This window comes from Sphingobium sufflavum (genome assembly GCF_021403115.1).
Taxonomy (GTDB): Bacteria; Pseudomonadota; Alphaproteobacteria; order Sphingomonadales; family Sphingomonadaceae; genus Sphingobium; species Sphingobium sufflavum.
The window spans coordinates 157,284-179,994 of record NZ_JAJSSH010000001.1 but is presented as its reverse complement, the minus strand read 5'-3'; the positions used below and the strand labels follow the sequence as shown (position 1 = coordinate 179,994).

Genomic DNA, 22,711 nt, shown 5'->3' with positions numbered 1-22,711 from the left:
TATTGCTGCTCAAATGCGCTGCGCCAGATAACCAGCCAGCAGTCCCAGCGACAGCGCCATCGCCACAGCTGTCAGGCCATAGAGGACAGGCTGACGGTCGGCGAAGACGCCCATCAAGCGCTCGAAACCCGATTTGCGCACCTCTATCTCCCGCACGGCGGCGGCCAGCACCCGTCCGTCCCGCACCAGGAAGGTTTCCGCCGTATAGGTGCCAACCACCACCCGCGCCGACAGCGGCAGCGTGGCCTGATAGAGGACGCCATCGGTGATACGCACCGATCCGGGCCGCTCGACGAACAGGCCATTGCGGATACGCAGGTCGGTCAGCCCGCGCGAGAAACGGTCGATCTCCACACCATCGTTCAACGAGGACGGTGACAGTTGCAGCTTATCGAGACCCAGTTCGTAGATGGCGGCGGTGCGTTCATCGACCATGTCCCGAATCGGGCGAGAGGAGGCCACAGCATAGAAGCTGGGTGCGCTGCGAAACTCCGCGCTGTTTGCGTTCAGCCATATTCCGGCGACCTGCCGCTTTTCGCGCATCACCAACTGCTGGCTGGGACCACGCAGCACCACGATGATGTCGGCCGGGTCGGCCGGCACCTTGCCGCCCGGGTAGAGGATCGCCCCGAACAGCAGCAATTGCGCGCCGGTAAAGCTATACCGTATCTCTACCTCTCGCTGGGACACGTCCGGCACCAACTTTGGCTGGGGCGCGGTCGCGCCCAGCAGACCGACAGCCAGCAAGGCGAGGAACAGACGCGCTGCCACCCTCACAAAATATCCAGCGTATAGATTTCATCCGGCCGCCAGCCGAGGCCCAGCGCCATGCGGATCGCCACAACCAGCACGATGAAAGCCAGTACGACACGCAGATATTCCGGTCTCACCTTCATCGACAGCCGCGTCCCGATCTGCGCCCCGGTGACGCTGCCTAGTAGCAGGAGGAAGGCCAGCACCAGATCGACCGCCTTGGTCGTCAGGCTATGCACCATCGTCGTCGCCATGGTCACGAACAGGATCTGGAACAATGAGGTGCCAATCACCACCTGCGTCTGCATACCAAGGATGTAGAGCATGGCAGGCACCAGCACGAAGCCACCGCCGATGCCCAGCAACATGGTCAGGATGCCGGACACAATACCGAGAATGAACGGCGCCAGCGGCGAAATGTAGAGGCCAGACGCATAGAAGCGCCACCGCATCGGCAATGCCGCGACCAGCGGATGATGCCGCCGCCGCCGGGCGGGCGCGGGCTGCCCCCGCTTCATCGCGACTAGTGCGCCGATCGACTCCTGTGCCATCATCAGGCCGATCGACCCCAGCATCAGAACATAGAGGAGCGCGATCACCGTATCGATCTGGCCGATCCGTTGGAGGACGGAAAAGATCGCAGCGCCCAGCAAGGTGCCGACCAGACCGCCCGCCACCATCACCCCACCCATGCGCAAATCGACTGTGTCACGCGACAAATGGGAATAGACGCCCGATATGCTTGACCCTGTCACCTGTGACGCGGCCGATGCCGCCGCGACCATTGGCGGAATGCCATAGAAGATCAGCAGCGGCGTCGTCAGGAAGCCACCGCCCACGCCGAACATGCCGGACAAGAGGCCAACGATGCCGCCCAGACCGACGATCAGCAGGGCGTTCACCGACAGGTTCGCGATCGGCAGGTAAAGATCCATGGCTGCGTCCTGCGGTAGCGAAAAAGCGGCCCAACTGAAAGCCCGTGTTACTGCCCGGCTGCCTTACCCATACTAAAAATCTGCGCCAAGAGTGAGCGCCGCCCCAGAGGAGGGCGCAGCATTGCCCGCCAACTTTTCCCGCCATTCCGCACCCAGGCGCATTCTCGTTCCGCCTATCTGGAGGCGCACGCTGGCCTGCGGTCCGATGTCGATACGCGAAGCACCCGGTTGCGCCCCGCCCCACACCGCCGCACCGAGGGCAAGCACACGCGGCCTTCCGACAGGCTTCTCCAGAGTCAGGCGGCCATCCACGAACCCGTCCGGTCGATCCATGCCCACGATCCCGCCCTGCCCATAGCCATCGAGTCGAAAGCCATGGGTAATCTCCAGCGGAGGGATGCCCGCCGCAGCCAAAACCGAAAAATCATCGCGCCCACCTGGGGAAATCGCCTGTCGCCGTTCAACCGCCACGATAGCAGGAAATGGCAACGGAGGTCGGATCGCGACGCCGACCGCGACCTCAGCAGCGGCCCGACCATGCAGCGCACCGCTCGCCCGGCCATAAAGCGTCGGGCGAAGCGGGGAGGCGGGCGCGATTCCATAATCGACCCGCATTCCCACCTGTGCCCCTCCCAAACGGACCTGTCGAGAATCGCCTTCGTCCCGCCAAAGCATCCACGCGGTTCCTGCCCAGCGCTCCTCCGCCCGCTCAAATCGCCGTTGTAAAGGCGCCCCGGCCTCGCCCGGCGACAGGCCCCCGCCCGGCGTATAATCGGCCAAAGCGAGCGGTGGCCGGGCGGCGTTGGCAAAGCTCATCTGCGCCGACAACAGGCTATCCGCTGTGGCAGAAGACCAACCCTCGCTGCCCCCCCGCTCCACGGTCGGCACGATCAGGGCAAATGCCACAGGCTGCGCGTGACGACCTACCAAGAGTGGGCGGGCGCTGTAGGCCTGAGCAGGCCGGACTGAGGCCAACCGCAGGGTGCCGAAGTTGGGTGACTGCGGGAACATCCAGTCGAGGCTGGGCGGAGTTGGGCGGGCGGTTCGGTTTGCGAACTGGGTTTGCGGCAGCAGGATGTTGGTGGGCAGCGGCAAAACCATGACCAGCCGGATCGCCGTCCACCCACCGACCACACTCATCAGGAAGCGGATAGGCCGCCCCTGAATCATGCCGCCCCTTCCGTGCCCAGAGCCGGACTCAGTTCAGGAAAGCGATGCACGGTCTTGTCCCAGTGCAGCGTTCCCCCCGCCCAGAGACGAACATAGAGGATGATCGCGCGTCGCGCCGCCATCATCGCAATGATATTGGCGAGAAGCATCCGCAACGGAGACCGTAGAGCCTCTGCCCAGCCGTAAGCACGGTGGACGAACAGCATCCGCACAGCGATGCGCCACACCAGAAATCCGGCATTTATCGCCAGAAGCAATTGCAGGAACGGCGGCAAAGGCTCCACCGAGCCGAGGCCCAGCAATCCTGCGATCAGCACACACACGCTCACCAGCAGCCCGCCATAGGCCGCGACAAGGATCAGCGCCGCAAGCAGCGAACGCCGGTCATGCAGGCGCATCCACGCCTCGACAAAGCCATTACCCCACCCCAGCCGGTCCCACCCCGCCAAGGCGATGCCCATCATCCAGCGAGCCTTCTGCTTGACCGCGCCTTCCATCGTGTCTGGAAAATATTCCCGTGTCGCGACCAGTTCCCCACGCGCGTCACGCATGCGCAGCAGGATGCCGCGCCCACCCAGGTCGCCGATACGCAGGCCCAGTTCATAATCTTCTGTCAGACTGTCTGGGTCAAAGGGGCGACCGTTACGGGCGCTGGCCAGAACCCCCATCATGCCGCGCGCAATGGCGCAGCCCACGCCTGCGGACGGCATCGCAGCGCCCAGCGCCTCCCGTACCATCAGCGCCTTGGCATGGGACTCTGCGAACTCATCGCAATAATGGCCTGAAATCCAGCGTGATCGGCTCGACACAAGGGGCAGCACCGGCAACTGGACCAGCGCAAACCGCTCGATCATCGCCGCCATCACATGCATTGCGTCGCCATGAACCACATCCTCAGCATCGTGCAGCACGATAGCCTTTGCGGATTGGCTGCGCTCTCCTTCCCAGCGCAGCAACGCACTCCACAACCCATTGAGGCAATCCGCTTTGGTGGTCGGACCGGGAAGCGGGTTGATGACCATCGTCACGTGGTCGCTTTGCGCAGCGATACTGGCGACCGCCACGATCGTCGCGGCATCATTGGGGTACACGCCGACGAAATAATGCACATCGTCCCTGCTCCAGCGCGCCAGGCAATGGCGCAGCATCGGACCGATCACCGCGCCCTCGTCCCACGCTGGGATGAACACCGCCATGGTTCCAGAGTCCCGGCCTGGCAGCAAGCGATCCGCAGTCATACGGGGAAAGCGACGATAGACGGTCGCAGCGCGCCACAATCGACGTGTACCAAATATGAGATCGAGGACCAGATCGTCCAGGCCGCCGAGCAACAAACCAAAGGCGGCGAAGAGCAACAACTCATCCCGCGTCCCCGCGACCAGCGCGACGATAGAGTCGGCAACAGTCATGCAGATCCCCCAGCCGGGACAAGAATCAAGATTTTACAACTTTACGCAAGCTTTTCTGTGGATGACGCGACGATTTAAGAGAGGAGATCGACCATCTCGCGGCTGACATTTTTGCTGGAGCCGTTCCGATGGTTCCAGAGCCGCCACTTTCCAAGAAATCCTCAGCATCCCTTGTCGTCACGCCAACGGACAGACCAGGCCAATCGGAGTGTACGGACATGCATAGGGCCTGTTGGAAATCGCCTTACAATTGACCGTGCTGCTGACCATCACTAGCAGGGGCCATGGCTTCATCCCGGCCCTCCACCCTGCATGCTTTTCTCACCAGCCATGGGGCGGGCGGCGTGATGCTGATCGGGGCCAGCCTGATCGCCATGCTGGTGGTCAATGCCGTGCCGGGCGGTGCGTACTGGTATCATCAGTCCTCCACGCGCCAGTCGGCCCCATGCTGACGCCAACTCTAGGTCCGATGACAGCGCATCTGTGGATCAACGACGGGCTGATGGCGCTTTTTTCCCTGACGATCGGGCTGGAGATCAAACGGGAGTGGATCGACGGGCGTCTGGCGAGTTGGGATCGGCGCGCGCTCCCCTTCATCGCCGCGATAGCGGGAATGGCTGCACCCGCACTCCTTTACCTGGGAATCGCCGGACATGTGCCGGGGTTGGCGAAGGGCTGGGCGATTCCGGCCGCGACCGACATCGCCTTCGCATTGGGGATATTGGCGCTGCTGGGACCACGGGTGCCGACAGCTCCCACCCTGCTACTGACCACCATCGCCATCATGGACGATATGGGCGCCATCGCGATCATTGCCATCGCCTATACCGCCAGCCTCAATAACATCGCACTCGCCGCTGCCGCTGTAGTGCTAGCGGTCATGTTCGCCCTGAATCGCAGAGGCGTTCGCAGTCGGCTACCATATCTGATCGGCTTCGCGTGCCTTTGGTATGCAGTACTCCTGTCAGGGGTGCATGCGACTTTGTCGGGCGTGGTAGCAGCCATGGCCATGCCGGTCCGCACGACACCGGGAGCACACGATGCCGCCGACAGCACGCACCATCGACTGGAGCAAGGCTTACATCCCTGGTCGGCCCTTCTGATCGTACCGGTCTTCGGCTTTGCTAATGCAGGGGTGGAACTGCCCGCCAACATGGGGGAGGCGCTGGTCGCCCCCCTGCCGCTCGCCATTGCGACCGGCCTGTTCATCGGCAAGAAACTGGGCATCTTCGTCGCCATCCGCATCGCCGTCACATGCCGTATCGCCGCTCGGCCGCGTGGCACGACATGGCTCCAGATTTACGGGATGGCGATGCTGTGCGGCATTGGCTTTACCATGAGCCTGTTCATCGGCACGCTCGCCTTTCCTGGCCATCCAACATGGGTAGAGGAAGCCAAGATCGGTATATTGGCGGGATCGCTACTTTCCGCCCTTCTGGGCCTGCTGCTGCTCCGTCTTGCCCCGCTCCACTCGGAGCATGCGACGGCGAAACAGATACAGACGGCTGAAGTCTACGCCGATGGAGACGTCCCACGATGAGGCCGCCGCCCCGCACGGTCGGCCTGATGGGCGGCTCCTTCAATCCGGCCCACGGCGGCCACCGCTTTATCGCGCTGGAGACGATCAGGGCCTTGGGCCTCGACGAGGTGTGGTGGCTGGTGTCGCCCGGCAACCCGTTGAAGGACAGGGCCGACATGGCGCCCCTTGCCGCCCGCTATGCCAGCGCCTTCGCAATGGCGCGCCGTGCGCGGATACGCCCCACCGTTATCGAACGCGATCTGGGCACCCGCTATACCATCGACACGCTCCGTGCGCTCCGACAGCGATACCCCCATATCCGCTTCATCTGGATCATGGGCGCCGATAATCTTCGCCAGTTCCAGCATTGGAAAAACTGGCGCGGGATAGCGCAAACCATGGCGATTGCAGTTATCGCCCGTCCCGGCTATGATAGCGGGGTCCATGGCACATCTGCCATGACCTGGCTGCGGCGATTCGTCCTGCGCTTGCACCAGCGCGGTTCATGGACGCAGTGGAGAATACCGGCGCTCGTGCATCTGCGCTTCTGCCCAGACCGACGCTCAGCGACCCAGCTTCGTCGCGCAAACCCCCACTGGCATTTTTCCCATGACCATACAGACATTCGGGACGCGGTCACGCACCGCGCCATTCCCGTGAAGGAGTGACATTGCAAAGTCCGCAACCCGCCAATGATTCGGCTTCCGTCCCCGCCCATGCCCGCACAACCGGCGCATCGTCAGAGGACCATCTGGTCGAAGCGCTGCACAATACGATCCTCCAGTCGCTCGACGACGATCAGGCGCAGGAGGTCATTTCCATCCCGCTGGCGGGCAAGAGCAGTATTGCCGACCATATGGTGATCGCATCCGGCCGCTCTTCACGGCAGGTAGCGTCCATGGCGCAAAAGCTGGCGGAGCGGATCAAGAAGGGCCACGGCATCAATGTCCGTACCGAAGGACTGCCTGTCGCCGATTGGGTGCTGATCGACGCTGGCGATGTGATCGTCCACCTGTTCCGGCCGGAAGTCCGCAGCTTCTACAATCTGGAGCGCATGTGGGGCTTTGTCGACACCACCGTCGCGGGCGAAGCCTGATCTGGTGAACCGGCCAGGGGGTGGGCCGATACAGCCATGATGATGCTGCACATCCTAGCGCGCGGGCGCATTGGGCGGGGACCGGAAGCGGACCTCGTCACCCGCTATTCCGGTCGCCTGAACTGGCCGTTCAAGATGACCGAACTGCCCGACAAGGGCGGCAAGATTCCTCCCTTGTCGCCCGGCACGGCACGCATCCTGCTCGACGAGCATGGCGACCAGTTCAGTTCTGTCCAGCTTGCCGACCTGCTGGGCCGCTGGCGCGACGAAGGACGGCGAGAATGCCGGTTCGAAATCGGCGCGGCGGATGGCTTTAGCCAGCAGGAACGCGACAGTGCCGACCGGCTGATCGCCTTTGGCCGCATGACATGGCCCCATATGATGGCGCGCGCGATGCTGGCCGAACAATTGTGGCGCGCCACCAGTATCCTTGCCAACCACCCCTATCATCGCGAAGGATAGCCCCATGGGAGGGGATGCGGTGAACAGGCGAACAAGCGCACGAAGGTTTCGAACGGCGGCCTTAGCCATTGCCATCGCTCTGCTGTTGTCTGGTGCAATACTCATCCCGCTTGGCGAACGAATCAACGCCGCCTCTTCCCTGGCCGAGGAACAGCGTGCCCTCGTCAACGCCCGAACCCAGGCGGACGAAGCCCGTCACCGGAGCGAAACGTTTGAACGGCGCGCCGTTGGGGCGGAGGCGGAGGCAGACCGCGCCCGCGACCGCGCCGCAGCCCTCGCCGCCCGCATTCAGCAATCGGAAGCCGACCTGCGTGCCGGGCAGGCGCGCATCGCCATCGTCAGCGCGCTACAACGGACACAGGCGCGACGCCTCGCCGAGCGGCAGGCCCCTATCGCCCGCCTGACCGCCGGGTTGCAGGCCATTGCGCGCCGTCCCCCAATCCTGGCCCTGCTCCAGCCCGGCTCCATTGCCGATGCCGTGCATTTCCGTATCGTGCTGGCCAGCGCCATGCCCGTCATCGCCCAGCAAACGGCAGGGCTGCGCGCCGAACTCACCCACAGCCGGGCGTTGCGCAAAGACGCCGAAACCGCGCGCATCGCCCTCCTCATGTCCCGCGATCAGTTGACGCAGCGCCGTGCAGAACTCGCGCAACTGGAGGCGGCCCGCCGTATCGCTTCCCGCCAGTTTCGGGATACCGCCGCTGTGGAATCTGATCGCGCACTGGCGATGGGCGAGAATGCGCGCGACATCGTTGATCTGATGGAGCGGATGGAAGACGCAAGCAGCGTTCGCGCTACGCTGGCAATCCTGCCTGGCCCGACACTCCGCCCCATCCAGCCCGGCGACACGTCCTTGCCCGCCAGCCAACAGGTGGAAACGGCGGGCGGTGTCGCAACATATCGCCTGCCCGTGGTGGGTGAAATCGTCGCTGGCTTTGGCGAGGTATCCACCAATGGCGTGCGTTCACGCGGACTGAGCATCACCACCGCCGCCGGAGCTGCCGTGGTCGCACCCACCGCAGGACGCATCGCCTTTGCGGGACCGTTCCGTGATTATGGCAATATCGTCATTATCGACCATGGCGCGGGCTGGACGTCGCTCATCACCCATATGCGCCGCCTGTCGGTATCCGTGGGCGAAACAGTGCGGCAAGGCGACCCGTTGGGCATCACCGCCTCCACCAAGCCGCAGGTGACGATAGAATTGCGTCGGGCTGACCGGCCCGTGGACATTGCGGCGTTGTTGCACTGACATGCGAAGCGAACCATCCAGCACCGGATATGCATCGCCAACATTTCCATAAGCGAGGGAAGGAGCCAGAATGTATCGGACAATCGCCATCGCACTGATGATAGCGGCCTGCGCCTCGGCCGCGCCTTTACAGGCGCAACAGATAGCCGGTCCCTATGGCCCCGCCATCACCCTCCGCCAAGCACGAATCATCGTAGATGCCGCCCATCGCCAGGCCAGCACCCGTGGCTTTACCATGGCCTTTGCCGTTGTGTTGCCGTCGGGCGAACCAATCCTTCTGGAAGTGATGGACGGAACCCAATCGGCTTCCATCACAGTTTCGCAGGCCAAGGCACGCTCCGCCGCCCGTTACCGGCGGCCGACAAAGGCGTCTGCGGACAGTGTGAATGGGGTGAACTTTGGCCAGCTGACACTCGACGGCATGGTCGCGGTCGAGGGGGACGTGCCGATCCTTGCGCAAGGCCGGGTCATCGGCGCCTTGGGGGTTAGTGGTGGCACGACCGCACAGGATGGAGAAATCGCCGCAGCATCACTCGCTGCGATCAAACTCGACTGACCAGCGACCCATCTGTCCAGCGACAAGCCGCCTTCCCAAATGCTGTTTTAAACTTCGCAGGGCCTGTAATTTGGCCTTATCACTCGATACGCGCCGTCAACCTCAACCGAGACGGCCAACGATCCGGTCGATTTCCTTCTTCACCATCGACTGGACGAGATCGGGCAGATGAGCCTCCATCCAGTCCTTTAGCATCGGGCGCAGCATTTCACGCACAAGACCCTCCAGCGTGTTCGCGTCACCCTCTTGCGGGCGGACCAGCAGTGATGAGAGCTGATTGAGCGATTCGCGCGCAGCCTGCGTGCTGAGATCGGAGAGGATCATATCGTCCTGCGGAGCGATGGTGGCATCGGCGGCGTGAACAGGTTGTGCCGTGGTACGGGCCTGAGGAGCGGCCTTCGGGGTCGCCTTGCGCGTCGTCGCGGCGGCTTCGGTCATGGCGCTCGGCTCCTCAATCTTGTCCGTCAGTTCGAGAACGGCGGAATCGCTGTCGTCAAGCATGCCAAACGCATCCCGCTCCGCACCCGTCGCCATGTTGCTGTCTCCATAGCCACCCGACAATTCGCTTTCATCGCGATCGGGCGCCCGCCGACGCATGGGCCGCACGGGCGAAGCGCGGTCGGAACCATCGGCAATGATCCGTTTGATTGACGACAAAATGTCTTCCATCGACGGTTCATTTGCCACCACACCCATCACCTGCTCCCAAGAATCACGACAGCGCCCTTTTGTTGCACAAGCCGTGCCAGCGCAAGTTGGTTAACGGAGTGTAAAATCCGTCACCAAACCTCAGAAACGAAACGCTTTTGGGGCTGCGAAACCGGGCAGCACCACCGCCTCCGCATCGACCAGCACCGTCGCGCCGAATCCACCGGCGCTCCGTACGCCGACACACAGCCGGCTCACGCCCTGGTCCGCGCGGGCGAAAACGGCACGTCCACCGACCTTGATCTGATCGCTCAACGCTTCCGGCACATTTTCCACCGCACCATCGATAAACAGCAGATCATAGGGCGCAGCAGCGGAGACACCTGCCTCCAGCGGGCCCTCAATAATCGTCACGTCCGCAACACCAGACAGGCGCGCCCGTGCACCTTCCGCCAGTCCCGCATCGCTTTCCAGCGCCGTCACCGTCGCACCTAGGGTCGCAAGCAGCATAGCGGCATAGCCGGTCGCGGCGCCGATGAGCAGCACGGTCTGACCTGCCTTCACCTTCGCCTCCACCAGCAGACGGGCGGTCGCCAGCGGCGGGTTGAGGGCGCGACCATCCGCCAGCGGAACCGCCCGATCGATATAGGCGGCGGCGCGGCGCTCTTCCGGCACATAATCCTCGCGTGGGACGGACAGGATCGCGCGAATCACCGCGACATCGTTGACGTCGTTGGTCCTCAGTTGGCTCTCAACCATCGCCCGGCGCATCGACGTGAAATCTTGTTGGGTCATCACGGTCCCTGATCGGCTGTGCATGTCTCTGATCTAACCGCCTAGAGCATGATTTCGCCCGTCAGGAAACCCGCTTTCGCGATGGATCAGCGCTTATGACAAGCCTTTGTCCACAGGCGGATTGCCATCACCGGGAAATTCGGCTAGCGGCGCTCCTTCTCCACACCGAGGCCCGATGGCGGAGTGGTGACGCAGCGGACTGCAAATCCGTGCACGCCGGTTCGATTCCGGCTCGGGCCTCCACATTCGCACGCCGACACCGGACCGCGAATCAGCGTCGTAGACGCCCTGTCCCACGATCATCGCCATCCACCGACAAAATCGGTACACACGGGATGAATCCCGGCTCTCCTGTCGTTGTCCCCTTGCCCGACCCCAAGAGGCCGTCATTCGGGAAGGAGAACGCCATGATGAAGAAATTTGCCATCGCCCTGCTGTGCATCGCCAGCGCGGGATCCGCCGTCGCTACTGTCCAGATGCTTGACGAGGAAAGGCTGGCGCGGAGCGAGGAATCGCGGATCATCGCCGCGCCCATCGCAGGGATCACCAATCATTTCTGGTATGATTATCGCACCAATGTGGGCGAGGCGCAGAAGGAATTGTCGAGCGATCTGCGTCATGCGACCGATACGGAGGACCGGCGCGACGCTTGGGAGGAATATCGCCATGAACTCGTTCATGAGCGCGGCCACTATGTAAAGGAAATGGCGGAACGCGGCCATCGTTATGGCCTTGCCATCGTCGGCGAGTGAGAAAGATCGGCAGGGAGGGCTGCCGCCTCCCTGCCGTCAACCCAGCAGCCACCAGCGTAAGAGGCCAGCGACCATGCCCAGCACCGCCACGCTGGCCGCCCAGAGCACGACCATCCAGCCCAGCCGCCTGATGAAACCCGCGCCCATCAGTGATAGCCGTCCGCGCCGGTCTTGCCCCGGAACACCCAATAGGCCCAAGCCGTATAGGTCAGGATGACGGGGATCATCACCCCCGCCCCCACCAGCATGAAGGACAGACTACGATCCGGCGCAGCCGCCTGCCAGATCGACACGCGGCCCGGTATCACATCGGGCCAGATCGAAATGCCCAGCCCCAGCAGCGACAGGCCGAACAGGCCCAGCGCGAGGAAGAAGGGCGCCGCCTCCCGCCGCGCGCGCAGGCTGCGAAAGAAGAACAGGGCCAGCAGCGTCGTCGCCATCGGCATAGGCACCGTCACCAGCAGTCCCGGCCAACGGAACCAGCGCGCATAATATTGCCCCTCCAGATAGGGGGTCGCCAGGCTGACCGCCGCAATGGCGAGGATCAGCAGCACAGCAAGCCAGCGGGCGAAACCATAGCCCTGATCCTGCAACCGCCCTTCCGTCTTCCAGATCAGCCAACAACTGCCCAGCAAGGCATAGCCCGCAACCAGCGCCACCCCGGTCAGCAGGCTGAACGGCGACAGCCATTCCCACCAACCGCCAGCATAGGCACGCCCCTCCACCGTAATGCCCTGCAACAGGGCACCCAGCGCGATACCCTGCGCCAGCGTCGCGACCAGCGATCCCGTGAAGAAGGCCACATCCCATGTCGGGCGATGGGCGGGGTCACGCCAGCGGAACTCGAACGCCACACCGCGCAGGACGAGGCCGAGCAGCATCGCGATCAACGGAGCATAGAGCGCGGGCAGGATGATCGCATAGGCCAGCGGAAAGGCCGCAAGCAACCCGCCACCGCCCAGCACCAGCCATGTCTCGTTCCCGTCCCACACCGGCGCGATGCTGTTCATCGCCGTATCGCGTTCGGCCCCGACCCGAAAGCGGGGAAACAGGATGCCGATGCCAAGGTCGAAGCCGTCCATCACTACATAGGCGGCAATGGCAAAGGCGATGATGACGGCCCAGATCATGGCCAGATCGCTGAACATCGAAGCGTCGATCATTGCCCTTCCCCCTTCAGCATGGCCGGGGCCGGCGTCACCCCCGACGATCGTATCGGCGCTCCATCAAGGCCCGTCTCACCCACATGCGGCGGCTTGTGCATCAGGTGGACGATGTACCAGACGCCCGCGCCGAAGACGGTGAAATAGACGATGACGAAAGCGATGAGCGACACCGCCACGGCGGGCGCATCGAGCGGCGACGCGCTTTCCGCTGTGCGCAGCAAGCCATAGACGGTGAACGGCTGCCGCCCCACCTCCGTCGTGATCCATCCCGCCAGCACCGCGACGAAACCAGACGGTCCCATCAACACGGCGGCGCGGTGCAACCAGGGCCAGTCGAACAACCGCCCTTTCGCCCGCGCGATCAGACTCCATAGGCCGATCCCCAGCATGGCAAAGCCCAGCCCCACCATCACTCGAAACGACCAAAAGATAATGCCGACCGGCGGTTCCCGGTCATCGGGAATGGTGTCGAGACCCGCCAGCGGGGCGTTGGGGTCATGCTTGAGAATCAGAGACGATGCCTTGGGAATTTCCACCGCATAGTCGATACGCTTTTCGCGGCTGTTGGGGATGCCAAACAGGATCAACGGCGCGCCGTCGGGGTGGCTGTCATAATGGCCTTCCATCGCCATGACCTTGGCGGGCTGATGCTCCAGCGTGTTCAGCCCATGTTCGTCACCCGCGAAAATCTGGATCGGGGCGACCAGCGCGGCCATCCACATCGCCATGGAGAACATGACCCGCGCGCCGGCATTGCCCCTGTCGCACAGCAGGTGCCATGCCCCCACCGCGCCGACGACGAAGGCCGTGGTCAGATAGGCCGCGATGACGGTGTGGACGAGGCGATAGGGAAAGCTGGGGTTGAAGATGATCGCCGCCCAACTCGGCCCCGGCAGGAACTGCCCGTTCGCACCCATCTCGAAACCCGTGGGCGTGTGCATCCAACTGTTGGCGGACAGGATCCAGAAGGCGGAGATGAAGGTGCCCACCGCCACCGCGCAAGTCGCCATGAAATGGAGGCCCCGGCCCACCTTCCTCATGCCGAACAGCATCACGCCCAGGAACCCAGCCTCCAGAAAGAAAGCGGTGAGAACCTCATAGGCCATCAGCGGCCCAATCACTGGTCCGGTCTTGTCCGAGAAGACGGACCAGTTGGTGCCGAACTGGTAGGACATGACGATGCCCGACACGACACCCATCGCGAACACTACGGCGAAAATCTTGAGCCAGTAGCGATAGACGTCGGCATAGACGCCGCGCCCGGTGCGCAGCCACAGCCCCTCCAGTACCGCGAGGTAACTGGCCAGCCCGATGCTGAAAGCCGGGAAGAGAAAATGGAAGCTCACCGTGAAGGCGAACTGGATGCGGGCAAGCAGCAAGGCCTCGAACGATTCGATCATCGGGCAACTCCCTTTCCCCACCGCCCGTACAGCAGGGCAGGGCGGTGGGGGATTGGACAGCTTGTCCCACAGGCAAGGCGGCTTTGCCATGGCGGTGCGGCGGGCGGATGGGAGAGCGAAGGCCCCGTCGTCATGACGTCATCCGGGGGTTATCAGCGCCGTCCCTGTTTCAACATGACCAACCAAAAGCCTGTATGGCGTATCAGGCCGGTCCATCGGCCAGTGGCCGGTCGCCGCGGGCGCGCAGATCCTTGAGCAGCACCTGCATCGCCCAGCCGCAGGCCAGCGCGACCTGGTCGCCACTAAGCGACCAGTCGTCCCGCATCTCCAGCCAGGGCGTGGTGTGCAACACCTGCAACAGGGCCGTCGCCAGCAGGCCGTCCTGTTCCGGCAAGTCCTTCACCGCATCGGCCACGGCGGCGCGATAGCTGGCGGTGCGCTGGTCCTTTTGCGCCAGCCGCACCGCGCGCCCCAGCGCCGTCGAGCGGATCACCGTCGCGAGCGGCGCCACCGCGTCGAACGCCCGGTAGATTTCCGGCATGGAGGCCAGCATCGCCTCCTCGCTGTCGGGCAGGGTCACGCTGGTCCCGGCCAGCGCCGTCACACATTCCCACACCGGCTGCATCAACGCCGCCTGATCCGGGAAATAGCGATAGACGGTGCGCCGCGCGACACCCGCCCGTTCCGCCACCCGGTCATGATTGACGTCCGCACCATCGGCCAGCAGCACCAGCACGCTGTCGATGATCCGCGTCCGAACATCCGCCTTATGCTGGTCGCGAGACATGGGTGCGCCACCCCCGCTGTCGCCCATAGTGTCGGAATATACGGTCATAACCCCGCATAGAATCAGGCCGAATCCGTGTCAAAAGCGAAATGACACAAATTATGTCAGGATGCGGCAGGCGGAATCAGGCGTACGATGGATGGCGCGCACATCCTCAATCCGTCGCCCGAATCGTTCAACACGGCCCGATTTATTCAGAAAAGCGCCGGCCACAGCACCATCAGCAACCCGACGAGGCTGACGAGGAAGGCCACCGACCGTATTCCCGGAATCCCGGCCGCATACAGCGGCAGGTAAATGACCCGCGCAACCAGCCAGACGATCGCGCCAATCGCCGTCCAGCGCGTGGACAGGCCCGCCACCGCCACGATCAGCACCGCGGCGACCAGCAGGGGAAATGTCTCGAAGAAATTGGCCTGCGCCCGCATGAGGCGACCGACGAGGGGATTGGGCGGCGGCAGTTCGCCATCGCGCGGCCCCATGTTCCACTTCGCGCCATATTGCTTCGTCTTGGCATTGCCCGCGGCAAAGACATGGACCAGCGCCAGGATGCAGCCCCAGGCCAGCACGGTCAGTTCGGTCGTCATCGGCATCCCCCTCTATCCATCGCCCCTGCCCGTCTGCGGTGGCGTCGTCGTCGTCGTCACGGTCGGCGCAGGTCGACGGGGCGCACCATGACCAAAAAAAAGGCCGCCGTACAGAGTACAGCGGCCCAGTTGTCCGTTCGCAGGAGGAACATCATGTGGTGGGCGGATCGTCCGTGGCGACCCGCCCTCCCGAAACCGTTTAGTTGTAGGCGCGCTCGCCATGCTCGCCGAGATCGAGACCTTCCTGCTCGACTTCCGGCTTCACCCGCAGGCCGGTCAGCGCCTTGGCGATGAAGATCGCGATGGCGGTGCCGATGCTGGCCCAGACGATGGTGGCAACAACCGCCTCGATCTGGATGATGAGCTGCGCACCGATCTGGAAGTCGTCACCGCCGGGGCCGCCAAGCGACGGCGAGTAGACGATGCCGGTGCCGATGGCGCCGATGATGCCGCCCACGCCATGGATGCCGAAAGCGTCCAGCGAGTCGTCATAGCCAAGCTTGGGCTTGAGGAACGACACGGAGTAGAAGCAGACGACCGAGGCGACAGCGCCGAGGACGATGGCGCCGAACGGGCCGGAGTTGCCCGCAGCCGGGGTCACGGCGACCAGACCGGCCACGATACCGGAGCAGAAGCCGAGAGCCGAACCCTTGTGGCCGTTCAGGCGCTCGGTGAGCATCCAGAACAGACCGCCAGCGGCCGTGGCGACGAAGGTGTTAATCATGGCGAGACCCGCCGAGCCATTGGCTTCCAGCGCCGAACCGGCGTTGAAGCCGAACCAGCCGACCCACAGCAGGCCGGTGCCGACCATGGTCAGCGTCAGGCTGTGCGGGGGCATAGGCTCCTTGGGGAAGCCAATACGCTTGCCGAGCATCAGGGCGGCGACCAGTGCGGAGACGCCCGCATTGATGTGGACCACCGTGCCGCCGGCGAAGTCGAGAGCGCCCAGGCCGAAGAAATAGCCGTTGCTGGCCCAGACCATGTGCGCGATCGGGAAGTAGACGATCGTCAGCCAGATGATGGCGAACACCATCACGGCGGAGAATTTGATCCGCTCCACGACCGAACCCAGCACCAGTGCGACGGTGATCGCGGCAAAGGTCATCTGGAAGCTGACGAAGACATATTCAGGGATGACCACGCCATCGCTGAAGGTGGCGGCGGTGCTGTCCGGCGTGATGCCAGCCAGGAACGCCTTGCCAAAGCCGGAAATGATCGCGTTGCCGCCATCGCCAAAGGCCATGGTGTAGCCCCACATCACCCAGACCAGCATGGCGAGGGCGGCGACGGCGCCGATCTGCGTCATGGTGGACAGCATGTTCTTGGAACGGGTCAGGCCGCCGTAGAAAAGCTGGAGGCCGGGGAGGATCATGAGCAGGACGAGCAGCGTCGAGGTCATCATCCACGCCGTATCGCCCTTGTTCGGCGTCGGTGCGGCGGCGGCCGCTGCGGCGGCTTCCTGCGCCCATGCCGGGACGGCGGCGAAGATCGACAGGGCGGTCGCGCCCGCCAATCCGCATAGTTTCTGTGTGAAAGTCATGCTTTGCCCCTTTCTCAAAGCGCGGTTTCGCCGGTTTCGCCGGTGCGGATGCGCACCGCCTGACCGACGTCGAGCACGAAGATCTTGCCATCGCCGATGGCGCCGCTGTTGGCAGCCTGCTGGATGCTTTCGACGACACGCGGTGCGAGGCCGTCGTCACAGACGATCTCCACCTTGATCTTGGGCACCATGTTGGTGCTGTATTCCGCGCCTCGATAAATTTCGGTCTGACCCTTCTGGCGACCGAACCCCTTAACTTCGCTGACCGTCATGCCCGCGATGCCCAGCCCCGTGAGGGCTTCCCGAACATCGTCCAGCTTGAACGGCTTTATAATTGCCATGACTAGTTTCATGTCGCCCCCGTTTGACGTGGTGTGCGGGGAAACAGGTAAGCAAGGGGCGTGCCAAATGTTGAAAAGACAGGAATCCGGGGGATTCGTCATGCCGCATGCCCGGCACGATCGGGCGCAGCGCACAAAAAAGAGGCAGCCCGGTCAGGCCGCCTCTTTTTTAGGCATTTGTTAAGATTTCAAACGCCCGAAAGCAGGGCCTGTCTATACTACGCCCCGCATCGGCGGAGGTTCCGCGAAGCGGCGAAGGGCAGGGAGCGTCAGGCGGCGGCGGTGCCGCCCACCGTCAACCCTTCCATCAGCAGCGTGGGCTGGCCGACGCCCGCGGGCACGCTCTGCCCGCCCTTGCCGCACATGCCGATACCCTCGTCCAGCGCCATGTCGTTGCCGATGCCGATGACGCGGGTCAGCGCGGTGGGGCCGTCGCCGATGATGGTCGCGCCCTTGATCGGCTCGCCCAGCCGCCCATTCTCGATCCGGTAGGCCTCCGTGCAGGAGAAGACGAACTTGCCCGACACGATGTCCACCTGCCCGCCGCCGAAGCTCTTGGCGAAGATGCCGCTCTTTACCCTGCCCAGTAATTCAGCAGGGTCGTCAGGACCGCCGCGCATGAAGGTGTTGGTCATGCGCGGCATGGGGGCATGGGCATAGCTTTCGCGGCGGCCGTTGCCGGTCGCGGGCACGCCCATCAGCCGGGCGTTGAGCCGGTCCTGCATATAGCCTTTGAGGATGCCGTCCTCGATCAGGATATTCTCCTGCGTCGGCGTGCCCTCGTCGTCGATGCTGAGCGATCCGCGCCGGTCCTGGATCGAACCATCGTCCACCACCGTCACGCCGGGCGCGGCAACCCGCTGGCCGATCTTGCCGGTGAAGGCGGAGGTGCCCTTGCGGTTGAAGTCGCCCTCCAGCCCATGGCCGATCGCCTCGTGCAGCAGCACGCCGGGCCAGCCGGGGCCGAGCAGCACCGTCATCTCCCCCGCGGGCGCGGCGATGGAGCGCAGGTTGACCTCCGCTTGGGCAATCGCCTCGTCGATGGCGCGCTGCCAGGTCGGCTCCTCGAACAGGCTGTCGTAGAGGTAGCGACCGCCGATGCCGAAGGAGCCGGACTCGCGCCGCCCCTTCTCCTCCATGATGATGGAGACGTTGAGGCGGACCAGCGGGCGCACGTCGGTGGCGACGAAGCCGTCGGCGCGCACGATCTCCACCACGGACCAGCTTCCCGCGAGGCTGGCCGACACCTGCACCACGCGCGGGTCGCGGGCGCGGGCGGCGGCGTCGATGGCGGCGCACAGGCCCACCTTCTTGGCGAAGGGGACGAGGTCGAGGGGGTTGGCGTCGGTATAGAGATGGCGATTGGTGCGCTGCGGCGGCGGGGCGGGCGGCGACTGGGCGGGATCGAGCAGGGCGAGCGTCTGCGCCGCACGGCGGATCGCGCCCTCCGAAATGTCATTGGCATGGGCAAAGCCGGTCATCTCGCCCGACACGCCGCGCAGGCCGAAACCCGCATCGGTGGAATAATCGGCGGTCTTGAGCCGTCCGTCGTCGAAACCGAAACTCTCCGACGCGCGATATTGCAGGTAAAGCTCGCCGTCATCGCACGCGCCCAGCGCCTGCGCCGTCAGCCGCCGCGCCCCGTCGGGGTCCAGCTTGCCCTCATGATAGAGGAAGGAGCGGATGTCGTGAAACTCCGGGGAGCTTTGGGGCGCGCTGTCGGTCATGCGCCCGATATAGGGGGAGGAAGGGCGATCCTCCACCCCCTTCTGTCGGCTATCCCTGGCCCTTGGCTTTGGAGGGCGCGCTCTTGGCGGGGTTGCCCTTGGCCGGACTGCCCTTGGCCGGGGTATCCCTGACCGGATCGCCCTTGGCCGGGGCGGAGGGTTTCAGGCGGACCTGCACGCCATGCCCGGCGGTCCGGTCGATGTCGAAAGCGCCGCTCTTCTCCACCAGCGTGCTCAGCTTGCCGCACCCATAGGTGCGCGGGTCGAAGTCGCTGTTGAGTTCGGACAGCATCTTGCCGACATTGCCGAGGCCGACCCAGCCATCCTCATTATCCAGTTGCCGCACCGCGCGGCGCAGGAAGGGCACGGCCATTTCCGGCGGGCGGTTGATCGGGCCGGGCAGGCCCTCCAGCCGGTCGCCCTCGCCCCCCTCCGGTGTCCCCCCGTCAGGAAGGCCCCCGTCAGGAAGGGAAGCGACCGCCGCCGTCCCCGGCCGGCCCCCGCGCTCCACCGCCGCAGGCAGGAGATTCTCCGTATAGATGAAGCGGCGGCAGGCCTGGCGGAAACTCTCCGGCGTCTTCTGCTCGCCAAAGCCATAGACGTCCACGCCCTGTTCCCGGATGCGGGCGGCCAGCGCGGTGAAATCGCTGTCCGAGGAGACGAGGCAGAAACCGTCAAACCGGCCGCTGTGCAGCAGGTCCATCGCGTCGATCACCAGCGCGATGTCGGAGGCGTTCTTGCCCGTGGTGTAGGCGATACTGTGCTGCGGGTTGATCGCGTGGCGCGCCAGTATCTCCGACCAGCTCTTGCTGCGCGGGCTGGAGAAGTCGCCATAGATGCGGCGGACGCTGGCCTCCCCGATGCGGGCGATTTCCTCGAAAAGGCCGGGGGCGATGCGGGCGGAGGCGTTGTCCGCGTCGATCAGGACGGCGAGGCGCGGGGCGCGGGGTTCGATGCTCATCGCATGGCTATGCCGCAAGCGGCGGGCAAGCGCCAGCGTGGGAGGGATTCGGGAGGGGACGCGACACAGGCGGGCGCAGAGAAGACGCCTGCCGAGGGTCCGCCGAAAGTCGTCAGACCCGATGGCCCAGCGGAGATCGAGCCAGTAGAGATGGAGGGACTACAGGCCGCCGGACCTGCTGCACCGAAGCGTCAGTGGCTGGCGCCGCTCGCGATGTCGGGCAGGTCGCCCTGCGCCACGCCGTCCGCCGGGCCGCCGATCAGCACGAAGCGCCGGTCGCAATAGCCGCAATCGACATAGCCCGCCTCGTCCATCTCCAGATAGACGCGCGGATGGCCCAGCGCAGCGGGGATGTCGCCCGCGCCATCGCAGGAGACGCGGCGGTGGGAGACGCGGAGGGTTTCAGGCGGCGAGATGCTCATGCCCCCGCGATTATCACCGGCGGCGGAGCGGGGCAAGCCGGATAGACCCAGCGGAGCGACGGTGTTGGCGGGAACAGGCCCGGTGGGGGTTGACGGTTCGGTCGGGAACACGCCGGTCGGGGGCGTCAGGTCAGACGAGGCAAGCACGACGAGCGGGCTGGACGGCGGACGGGCGATGCCTTGGCGACTGGAAACGGTGCCGAGCAGGCGGCAACGGCCCATGCGCCCGCCCGGACGTCCAAGGCCGGACCGCCCGACCCGGCACAGGGCTTTTCCCTGCCCGGCGCGGTATCGGCGGGCGGGGGTCGCCGCCTGATCGCCACGCGCGACAATGGCCCGCTCCACCGCGCAACAAGGGGGTCGCGCGCAACCTTGCGGGCGGCGACGAACGCGGCGGCTTCCGGCGCTGTTTCAAAGGGACGGGGAGGTCGGGTCAGGCGTCGACCGGGACGCGGGCGGACCCTAGGCAGGCCAGCCCGTTTCCGCCATGAAGGGCCATGGCCGCCGACCCGATCCCCACCATCGCACCCAATGCCGCATCGCCCGCCGATCCGTCGCCCCCCACCCTGCCGCCCATAGCCCCGCCTCCCTTGCGGATTCCCATCTTTCGCGCGGTGTGGGTCGCCAACCTCATCTCCAATTTCGGCACCATCATCCAGTCGGTCGGCGCATCCTGGATGATGATCGCCCTGTCGGCGTCCGCCGTGCATGTCGCGCTGGTGCAGGCGTCGACCACCCTGCCGATCATGCTGCTGGCGCTGGTCGCGGGCGCGATGGCGGACAGCATGGACCGGCGGCTGGTCATGCTGGCGGCGCAGGCGCTGATGCTGGTCGCGTCCACCGCGCTGGCGCTGTTCGCCGTCTATGGCCATCTGACGCCGTGGCTGCTGCTGGCCTTCACCTTCCTGATCGGGTGCGGCACCGCGTTCAACGGCCCGGCGTGGCAGGCGTCGGTCGGCGACATGGTGCCACGCCCCGCCCTGCCCGGCGCCATCGCGCTCAACTCCGTCGGTTTCAATATCGCGCGCAGCGTGGGGCCGGGGATTGGCGGCGCCATCGTGGCGGCGGCGGGCGCGGGGGCGGCGTTCCTGGCCAATGCGGTCAGCTACCTGCCGCTGATCGTCGTGCTGCTGCGCTGGAAACCGGAGCGGGAGGCGCGCCGCCTGCCCCGCGAATCGCTGGGCACCGCCATCGGGGCGGGGCTGCGCTATGTCGCGCTGTCGCCCGACCTGCGCCTGACGCTGGGCCGGGCGATGCTGTTCGGCGTCGCGGCCTCATCCAGTTCCGCGCTGATGCCGCTGGTCGCGCGCGACCTGATGGCGGGCGGGCCGCTGACCTTTGGCCTGTTGCTCGGCTCCTTTGGCATCGGGTCGGTGATCGGCGCGCTGCGCAGCGGCTGGCTGCGCGCCCGCCTGACCACGGAGGGGATCGTGCGCGGTTCCACCCTGACGCTGGCGCTGGGATCGGTGGCGGTCGCGATCAGCCCCGCGCTGCCGCTGACCATGCTGGCCCTCGCCTTCTATGGCGCGGGATGGGTGCTGGCGCTGTCGTCGTTCAACGCCTCCGTCCAGCTGGGGTCGCCGCGCTGGGTCGTGGCGCGCGCCATCTCCCTGTACCAGATGTTCGCGTTCGGCGGCATGGCCATCGGCAGCTACGGCTTTGGCATGTTGGCGGAGGCGCATGGCGTGGCCGGTGCGATGCTGGCCGCCGCGGGCCTGCATGGTGTCGGGCTGGCGGCGAGCTGGCTCTGGCCGCTGCCGCAGACGGGGGGCAGGAACCTCGACCCGCTGGGCCGCTGGACAGAGCCGGAGACGCTGGTCGCGGTGGAGGGGCGCAGCGGACCGGTGGTCATCAGCATCGAGTATCGGATCGCGCCCGCCAACGCCGTCGCCTTTCTGAACGTGATGGACGAGCGCCGCCGCATCCGCATGCGCGACGGCGCGCGCAACTGGCGCCTGCTGCGCGACCTGGCCGACGACCGGCTGTGGGTCGAACGCTATCAGGTGCCGACCTGGCTGGACTATGTGCGCCATAATGAACGGCGCACGCAGGCGGACGCCGCGACCGGCAGCTCGATCCGCGCGCTGCACGAGGGGGAATGGCCGCCGACCATCCACCGGATGATCGAACGGCGCACCGCCTCCGTGCCTTCCTCCGACGAGCGGGCGACGACGGACCTGTCGCCGCCGCTGACCGATCCGACGCGCTATAGTTGAGCGTGGGGCGGGATGTTGCGGTGATAGACAGCCACTCGTCCTGTTCAAACGAGGCGCGGGACTCGCTTGAATGGCGAAGGGCTAGGGCTTCTTCCAAGGCCGCGCCCCCAGAAATACCGTCGTTGGGCTGCGCCCGGCCTTCGGGTCGACAAGCTCAGGGCGAACGGGATTAGGGCGAACGGGATTAGGGCATCGTCCCAAAGACATTTATCCCCTC

At 65.1% G+C, this 22,711-nt stretch carries 25 protein-coding genes and 1 tRNA gene; 10 read left to right on the top strand and 16 right to left on the bottom strand.

Annotation, left to right across the window (positions count from 1 at the left end):
- Window positions 1-9: 9 nt before the first annotated feature.
- The 4 genes from LWE61_RS00995 to LWE61_RS00980 form a co-directional block, all read right to left on the bottom strand.
- On the bottom strand, window positions 10-771 hold the full coding sequence (locus LWE61_RS00995; protein ID WP_407696174.1) for a TIGR02186 family protein: 762 nt from the start codon (window positions 769-771) through the stop codon (window positions 10-12).
- 2 nt (window positions 772-773) lie between these two features.
- Window positions 774-1,688, bottom strand: coding sequence for a sulfite exporter TauE/SafE family protein (locus tag LWE61_RS00990; RefSeq protein ID WP_234147958.1), 915 nt, complete (start codon window positions 1,686-1,688; stop codon window positions 774-776).
- Between the two features lie 72 nt (window positions 1,689-1,760).
- The gene (locus LWE61_RS00985) at window positions 1,761-2,858 is read right to left on the bottom strand and encodes a hypothetical protein (protein WP_234147957.1); all 1,098 of its coding nucleotides are present in this window, start codon (window positions 2,856-2,858) and stop codon (window positions 1,761-1,763) included.
- Complete coding sequence (locus LWE61_RS00980) at window positions 2,855-4,267, bottom strand: glycosyl transferase family protein (RefSeq protein WP_234147955.1); 1,413 nt, start codon at window positions 4,265-4,267, stop codon at window positions 2,855-2,857. Before LWE61_RS00980 ends, LWE61_RS00985 begins: the two co-directional genes overlap by 4 nt.
- 284 nt (window positions 4,268-4,551) lie before the next feature.
- Between LWE61_RS00980 and LWE61_RS20885 the strand changes: the two genes are divergently transcribed.
- From LWE61_RS20885 to LWE61_RS00950, 7 genes are all read left to right on the top strand, one after another.
- On the top strand, window positions 4,552-4,719 hold the full coding sequence (locus tag LWE61_RS20885) for a hypothetical protein (RefSeq protein WP_407696173.1): 168 nt from the start codon (window positions 4,552-4,554) through the stop codon (window positions 4,717-4,719).
- The gene (gene nhaA, locus LWE61_RS00975; protein ID WP_407696172.1) at window positions 4,713-5,807 is read left to right on the top strand and encodes a Na+/H+ antiporter NhaA; all 1,095 of its coding nucleotides are present in this window, start codon (window positions 4,713-4,715) and stop codon (window positions 5,805-5,807) included. Before LWE61_RS20885 ends, nhaA begins: the two co-directional genes overlap by 7 nt.
- Window positions 5,804-6,454, top strand: coding sequence for a nicotinate-nucleotide adenylyltransferase (locus LWE61_RS00970; RefSeq protein ID WP_234147953.1), 651 nt, complete (start codon window positions 5,804-5,806; stop codon window positions 6,452-6,454). The genes nhaA and LWE61_RS00970 overlap by 4 nt, the downstream gene beginning before the upstream one ends.
- Window positions 6,455-6,456: 2 nt before the next feature.
- Window positions 6,457-6,882, top strand: a complete 426-nt coding sequence (gene rsfS / locus LWE61_RS00965; RefSeq protein ID WP_407696171.1) for a ribosome silencing factor — start codon at window positions 6,457-6,459, stop codon at window positions 6,880-6,882.
- A 39-nt stretch (window positions 6,883-6,921) separates the two neighbouring features.
- Window positions 6,922-7,344, top strand: coding sequence for a 23S rRNA (pseudouridine(1915)-N(3))-methyltransferase RlmH (locus LWE61_RS00960; RefSeq protein ID WP_234148581.1), 423 nt, complete (start codon window positions 6,922-6,924; stop codon window positions 7,342-7,344).
- Window positions 7,345-7,429: 85 nt separating this feature from the next.
- Window positions 7,430-8,596 carry a murein hydrolase activator EnvC family protein gene (locus LWE61_RS00955; protein ID WP_234147951.1) on the top strand — a complete coding sequence of 389 codons (1,167 nt, stop codon included), beginning with the start codon at window positions 7,430-7,432 and terminating at the stop codon, window positions 8,594-8,596.
- A gap of 70 nt (window positions 8,597-8,666) precedes the next feature.
- Entirely contained in the window at window positions 8,667-9,152 is a 486-nt protein-coding gene (locus tag LWE61_RS00950) for a GlcG/HbpS family heme-binding protein (RefSeq protein WP_234147949.1), read from the top strand.
- 102 nt (window positions 9,153-9,254) lie between these two features.
- On the opposite strand, the gene LWE61_RS00945 is transcribed toward LWE61_RS00950, so the two are convergent.
- Both LWE61_RS00945 and LWE61_RS00940 read right to left on the bottom strand, forming a co-directional pair.
- Complete coding sequence (locus LWE61_RS00945) at window positions 9,255-9,848, bottom strand: DUF2497 domain-containing protein (RefSeq protein WP_234148580.1); 594 nt, start codon at window positions 9,846-9,848, stop codon at window positions 9,255-9,257.
- Between the two features lie 93 nt (window positions 9,849-9,941).
- The gene (locus LWE61_RS00940) at window positions 9,942-10,595 is read right to left on the bottom strand and encodes a protein-L-isoaspartate O-methyltransferase family protein (protein WP_234147948.1); all 654 of its coding nucleotides are present in this window, start codon (window positions 10,593-10,595) and stop codon (window positions 9,942-9,944) included.
- Window positions 10,596-10,764: 169 nt separating this feature from the next.
- On the opposite strand from LWE61_RS00940, the gene LWE61_RS00935 reads away from it, so the two are divergent.
- Together LWE61_RS00935 and LWE61_RS00930 are read left to right on the top strand one after the other, a co-directional pair.
- Window positions 10,765-10,838: transfer RNA gene (locus tag LWE61_RS00935), tRNA-Cys, on the top strand.
- A 164-nt stretch (window positions 10,839-11,002) separates the two neighbouring features.
- Window positions 11,003-11,347: a hypothetical protein gene (locus tag LWE61_RS00930; protein ID WP_234147947.1), complete on the top strand. Its 345-nt coding sequence runs from the start codon at window positions 11,003-11,005 to the stop codon at window positions 11,345-11,347.
- Window positions 11,348-11,383: 36 nt separating this feature from the next.
- Here LWE61_RS00930 and LWE61_RS00925 read toward each other — a convergent pair whose 3' ends face one another.
- From LWE61_RS00925 to LWE61_RS00880, 10 genes are all read right to left on the bottom strand, one after another.
- On the bottom strand, window positions 11,384-11,494 hold the full coding sequence (locus LWE61_RS00925; protein ID WP_234147946.1) for a DUF2474 family protein: 111 nt from the start codon (window positions 11,492-11,494) through the stop codon (window positions 11,384-11,386).
- Window positions 11,494-12,510, bottom strand: coding sequence for a cytochrome d ubiquinol oxidase subunit II (gene cydB, locus LWE61_RS00920; RefSeq protein WP_326490591.1), 1,017 nt, complete (start codon window positions 12,508-12,510; stop codon window positions 11,494-11,496). Before cydB ends, LWE61_RS00925 begins: the two co-directional genes overlap by 1 nt.
- Complete coding sequence (locus LWE61_RS00915) at window positions 12,507-13,913, bottom strand: cytochrome ubiquinol oxidase subunit I (RefSeq protein ID WP_234147944.1); 1,407 nt, start codon at window positions 13,911-13,913, stop codon at window positions 12,507-12,509. The genes cydB and LWE61_RS00915 overlap by 4 nt, the downstream gene beginning before the upstream one ends.
- 202 nt (window positions 13,914-14,115) lie before the next feature.
- Entirely contained in the window at window positions 14,116-14,748 is a 633-nt protein-coding gene (locus tag LWE61_RS00910; RefSeq protein ID WP_234147943.1) for a TetR/AcrR family transcriptional regulator, read from the bottom strand.
- Between the two features lie 146 nt (window positions 14,749-14,894).
- Entirely contained in the window at window positions 14,895-15,287 is a 393-nt protein-coding gene (locus LWE61_RS00905; RefSeq protein WP_234147941.1) for an MAPEG family protein, read from the bottom strand.
- Between the two features lie 199 nt (window positions 15,288-15,486).
- Window positions 15,487-16,827 (bottom strand): ammonium transporter, encoded by a 1,341-nt coding sequence (locus tag LWE61_RS00900; RefSeq protein WP_234147929.1) that lies wholly within the window; start codon window positions 16,825-16,827, stop codon window positions 15,487-15,489.
- A gap of 14 nt (window positions 16,828-16,841) precedes the next feature.
- Window positions 16,842-17,180, bottom strand: coding sequence for a P-II family nitrogen regulator (locus LWE61_RS00895; RefSeq protein WP_234148578.1), 339 nt, complete (start codon window positions 17,178-17,180; stop codon window positions 16,842-16,844).
- 257 nt (window positions 17,181-17,437) lie between these two features.
- Window positions 17,438-18,895, bottom strand: coding sequence for a metalloprotease TldD (gene tldD / locus LWE61_RS00890; protein ID WP_234148577.1), 1,458 nt, complete (start codon window positions 18,893-18,895; stop codon window positions 17,438-17,440).
- 49 nt (window positions 18,896-18,944) lie between these two features.
- Window positions 18,945-19,856 (bottom strand): NYN domain-containing protein, encoded by a 912-nt coding sequence (locus LWE61_RS00885; protein ID WP_234147928.1) that lies wholly within the window; start codon window positions 19,854-19,856, stop codon window positions 18,945-18,947.
- Window positions 19,857-20,047: 191 nt separating this feature from the next.
- The gene (locus LWE61_RS00880; RefSeq protein ID WP_234148576.1) at window positions 20,048-20,278 is read right to left on the bottom strand and encodes a zinc-finger domain-containing protein; all 231 of its coding nucleotides are present in this window, start codon (window positions 20,276-20,278) and stop codon (window positions 20,048-20,050) included.
- Window positions 20,279-20,775: 497 nt separating this feature from the next.
- On the opposite strand from LWE61_RS00880, the gene LWE61_RS00875 reads away from it, so the two are divergent.
- Window positions 20,776-22,494, top strand: a complete 1,719-nt coding sequence (locus LWE61_RS00875) for an MFS transporter (RefSeq protein ID WP_234147926.1) — start codon at window positions 20,776-20,778, stop codon at window positions 22,492-22,494.
- The last annotated feature ends 217 nt before the right edge of the window (window positions 22,495-22,711 follow it).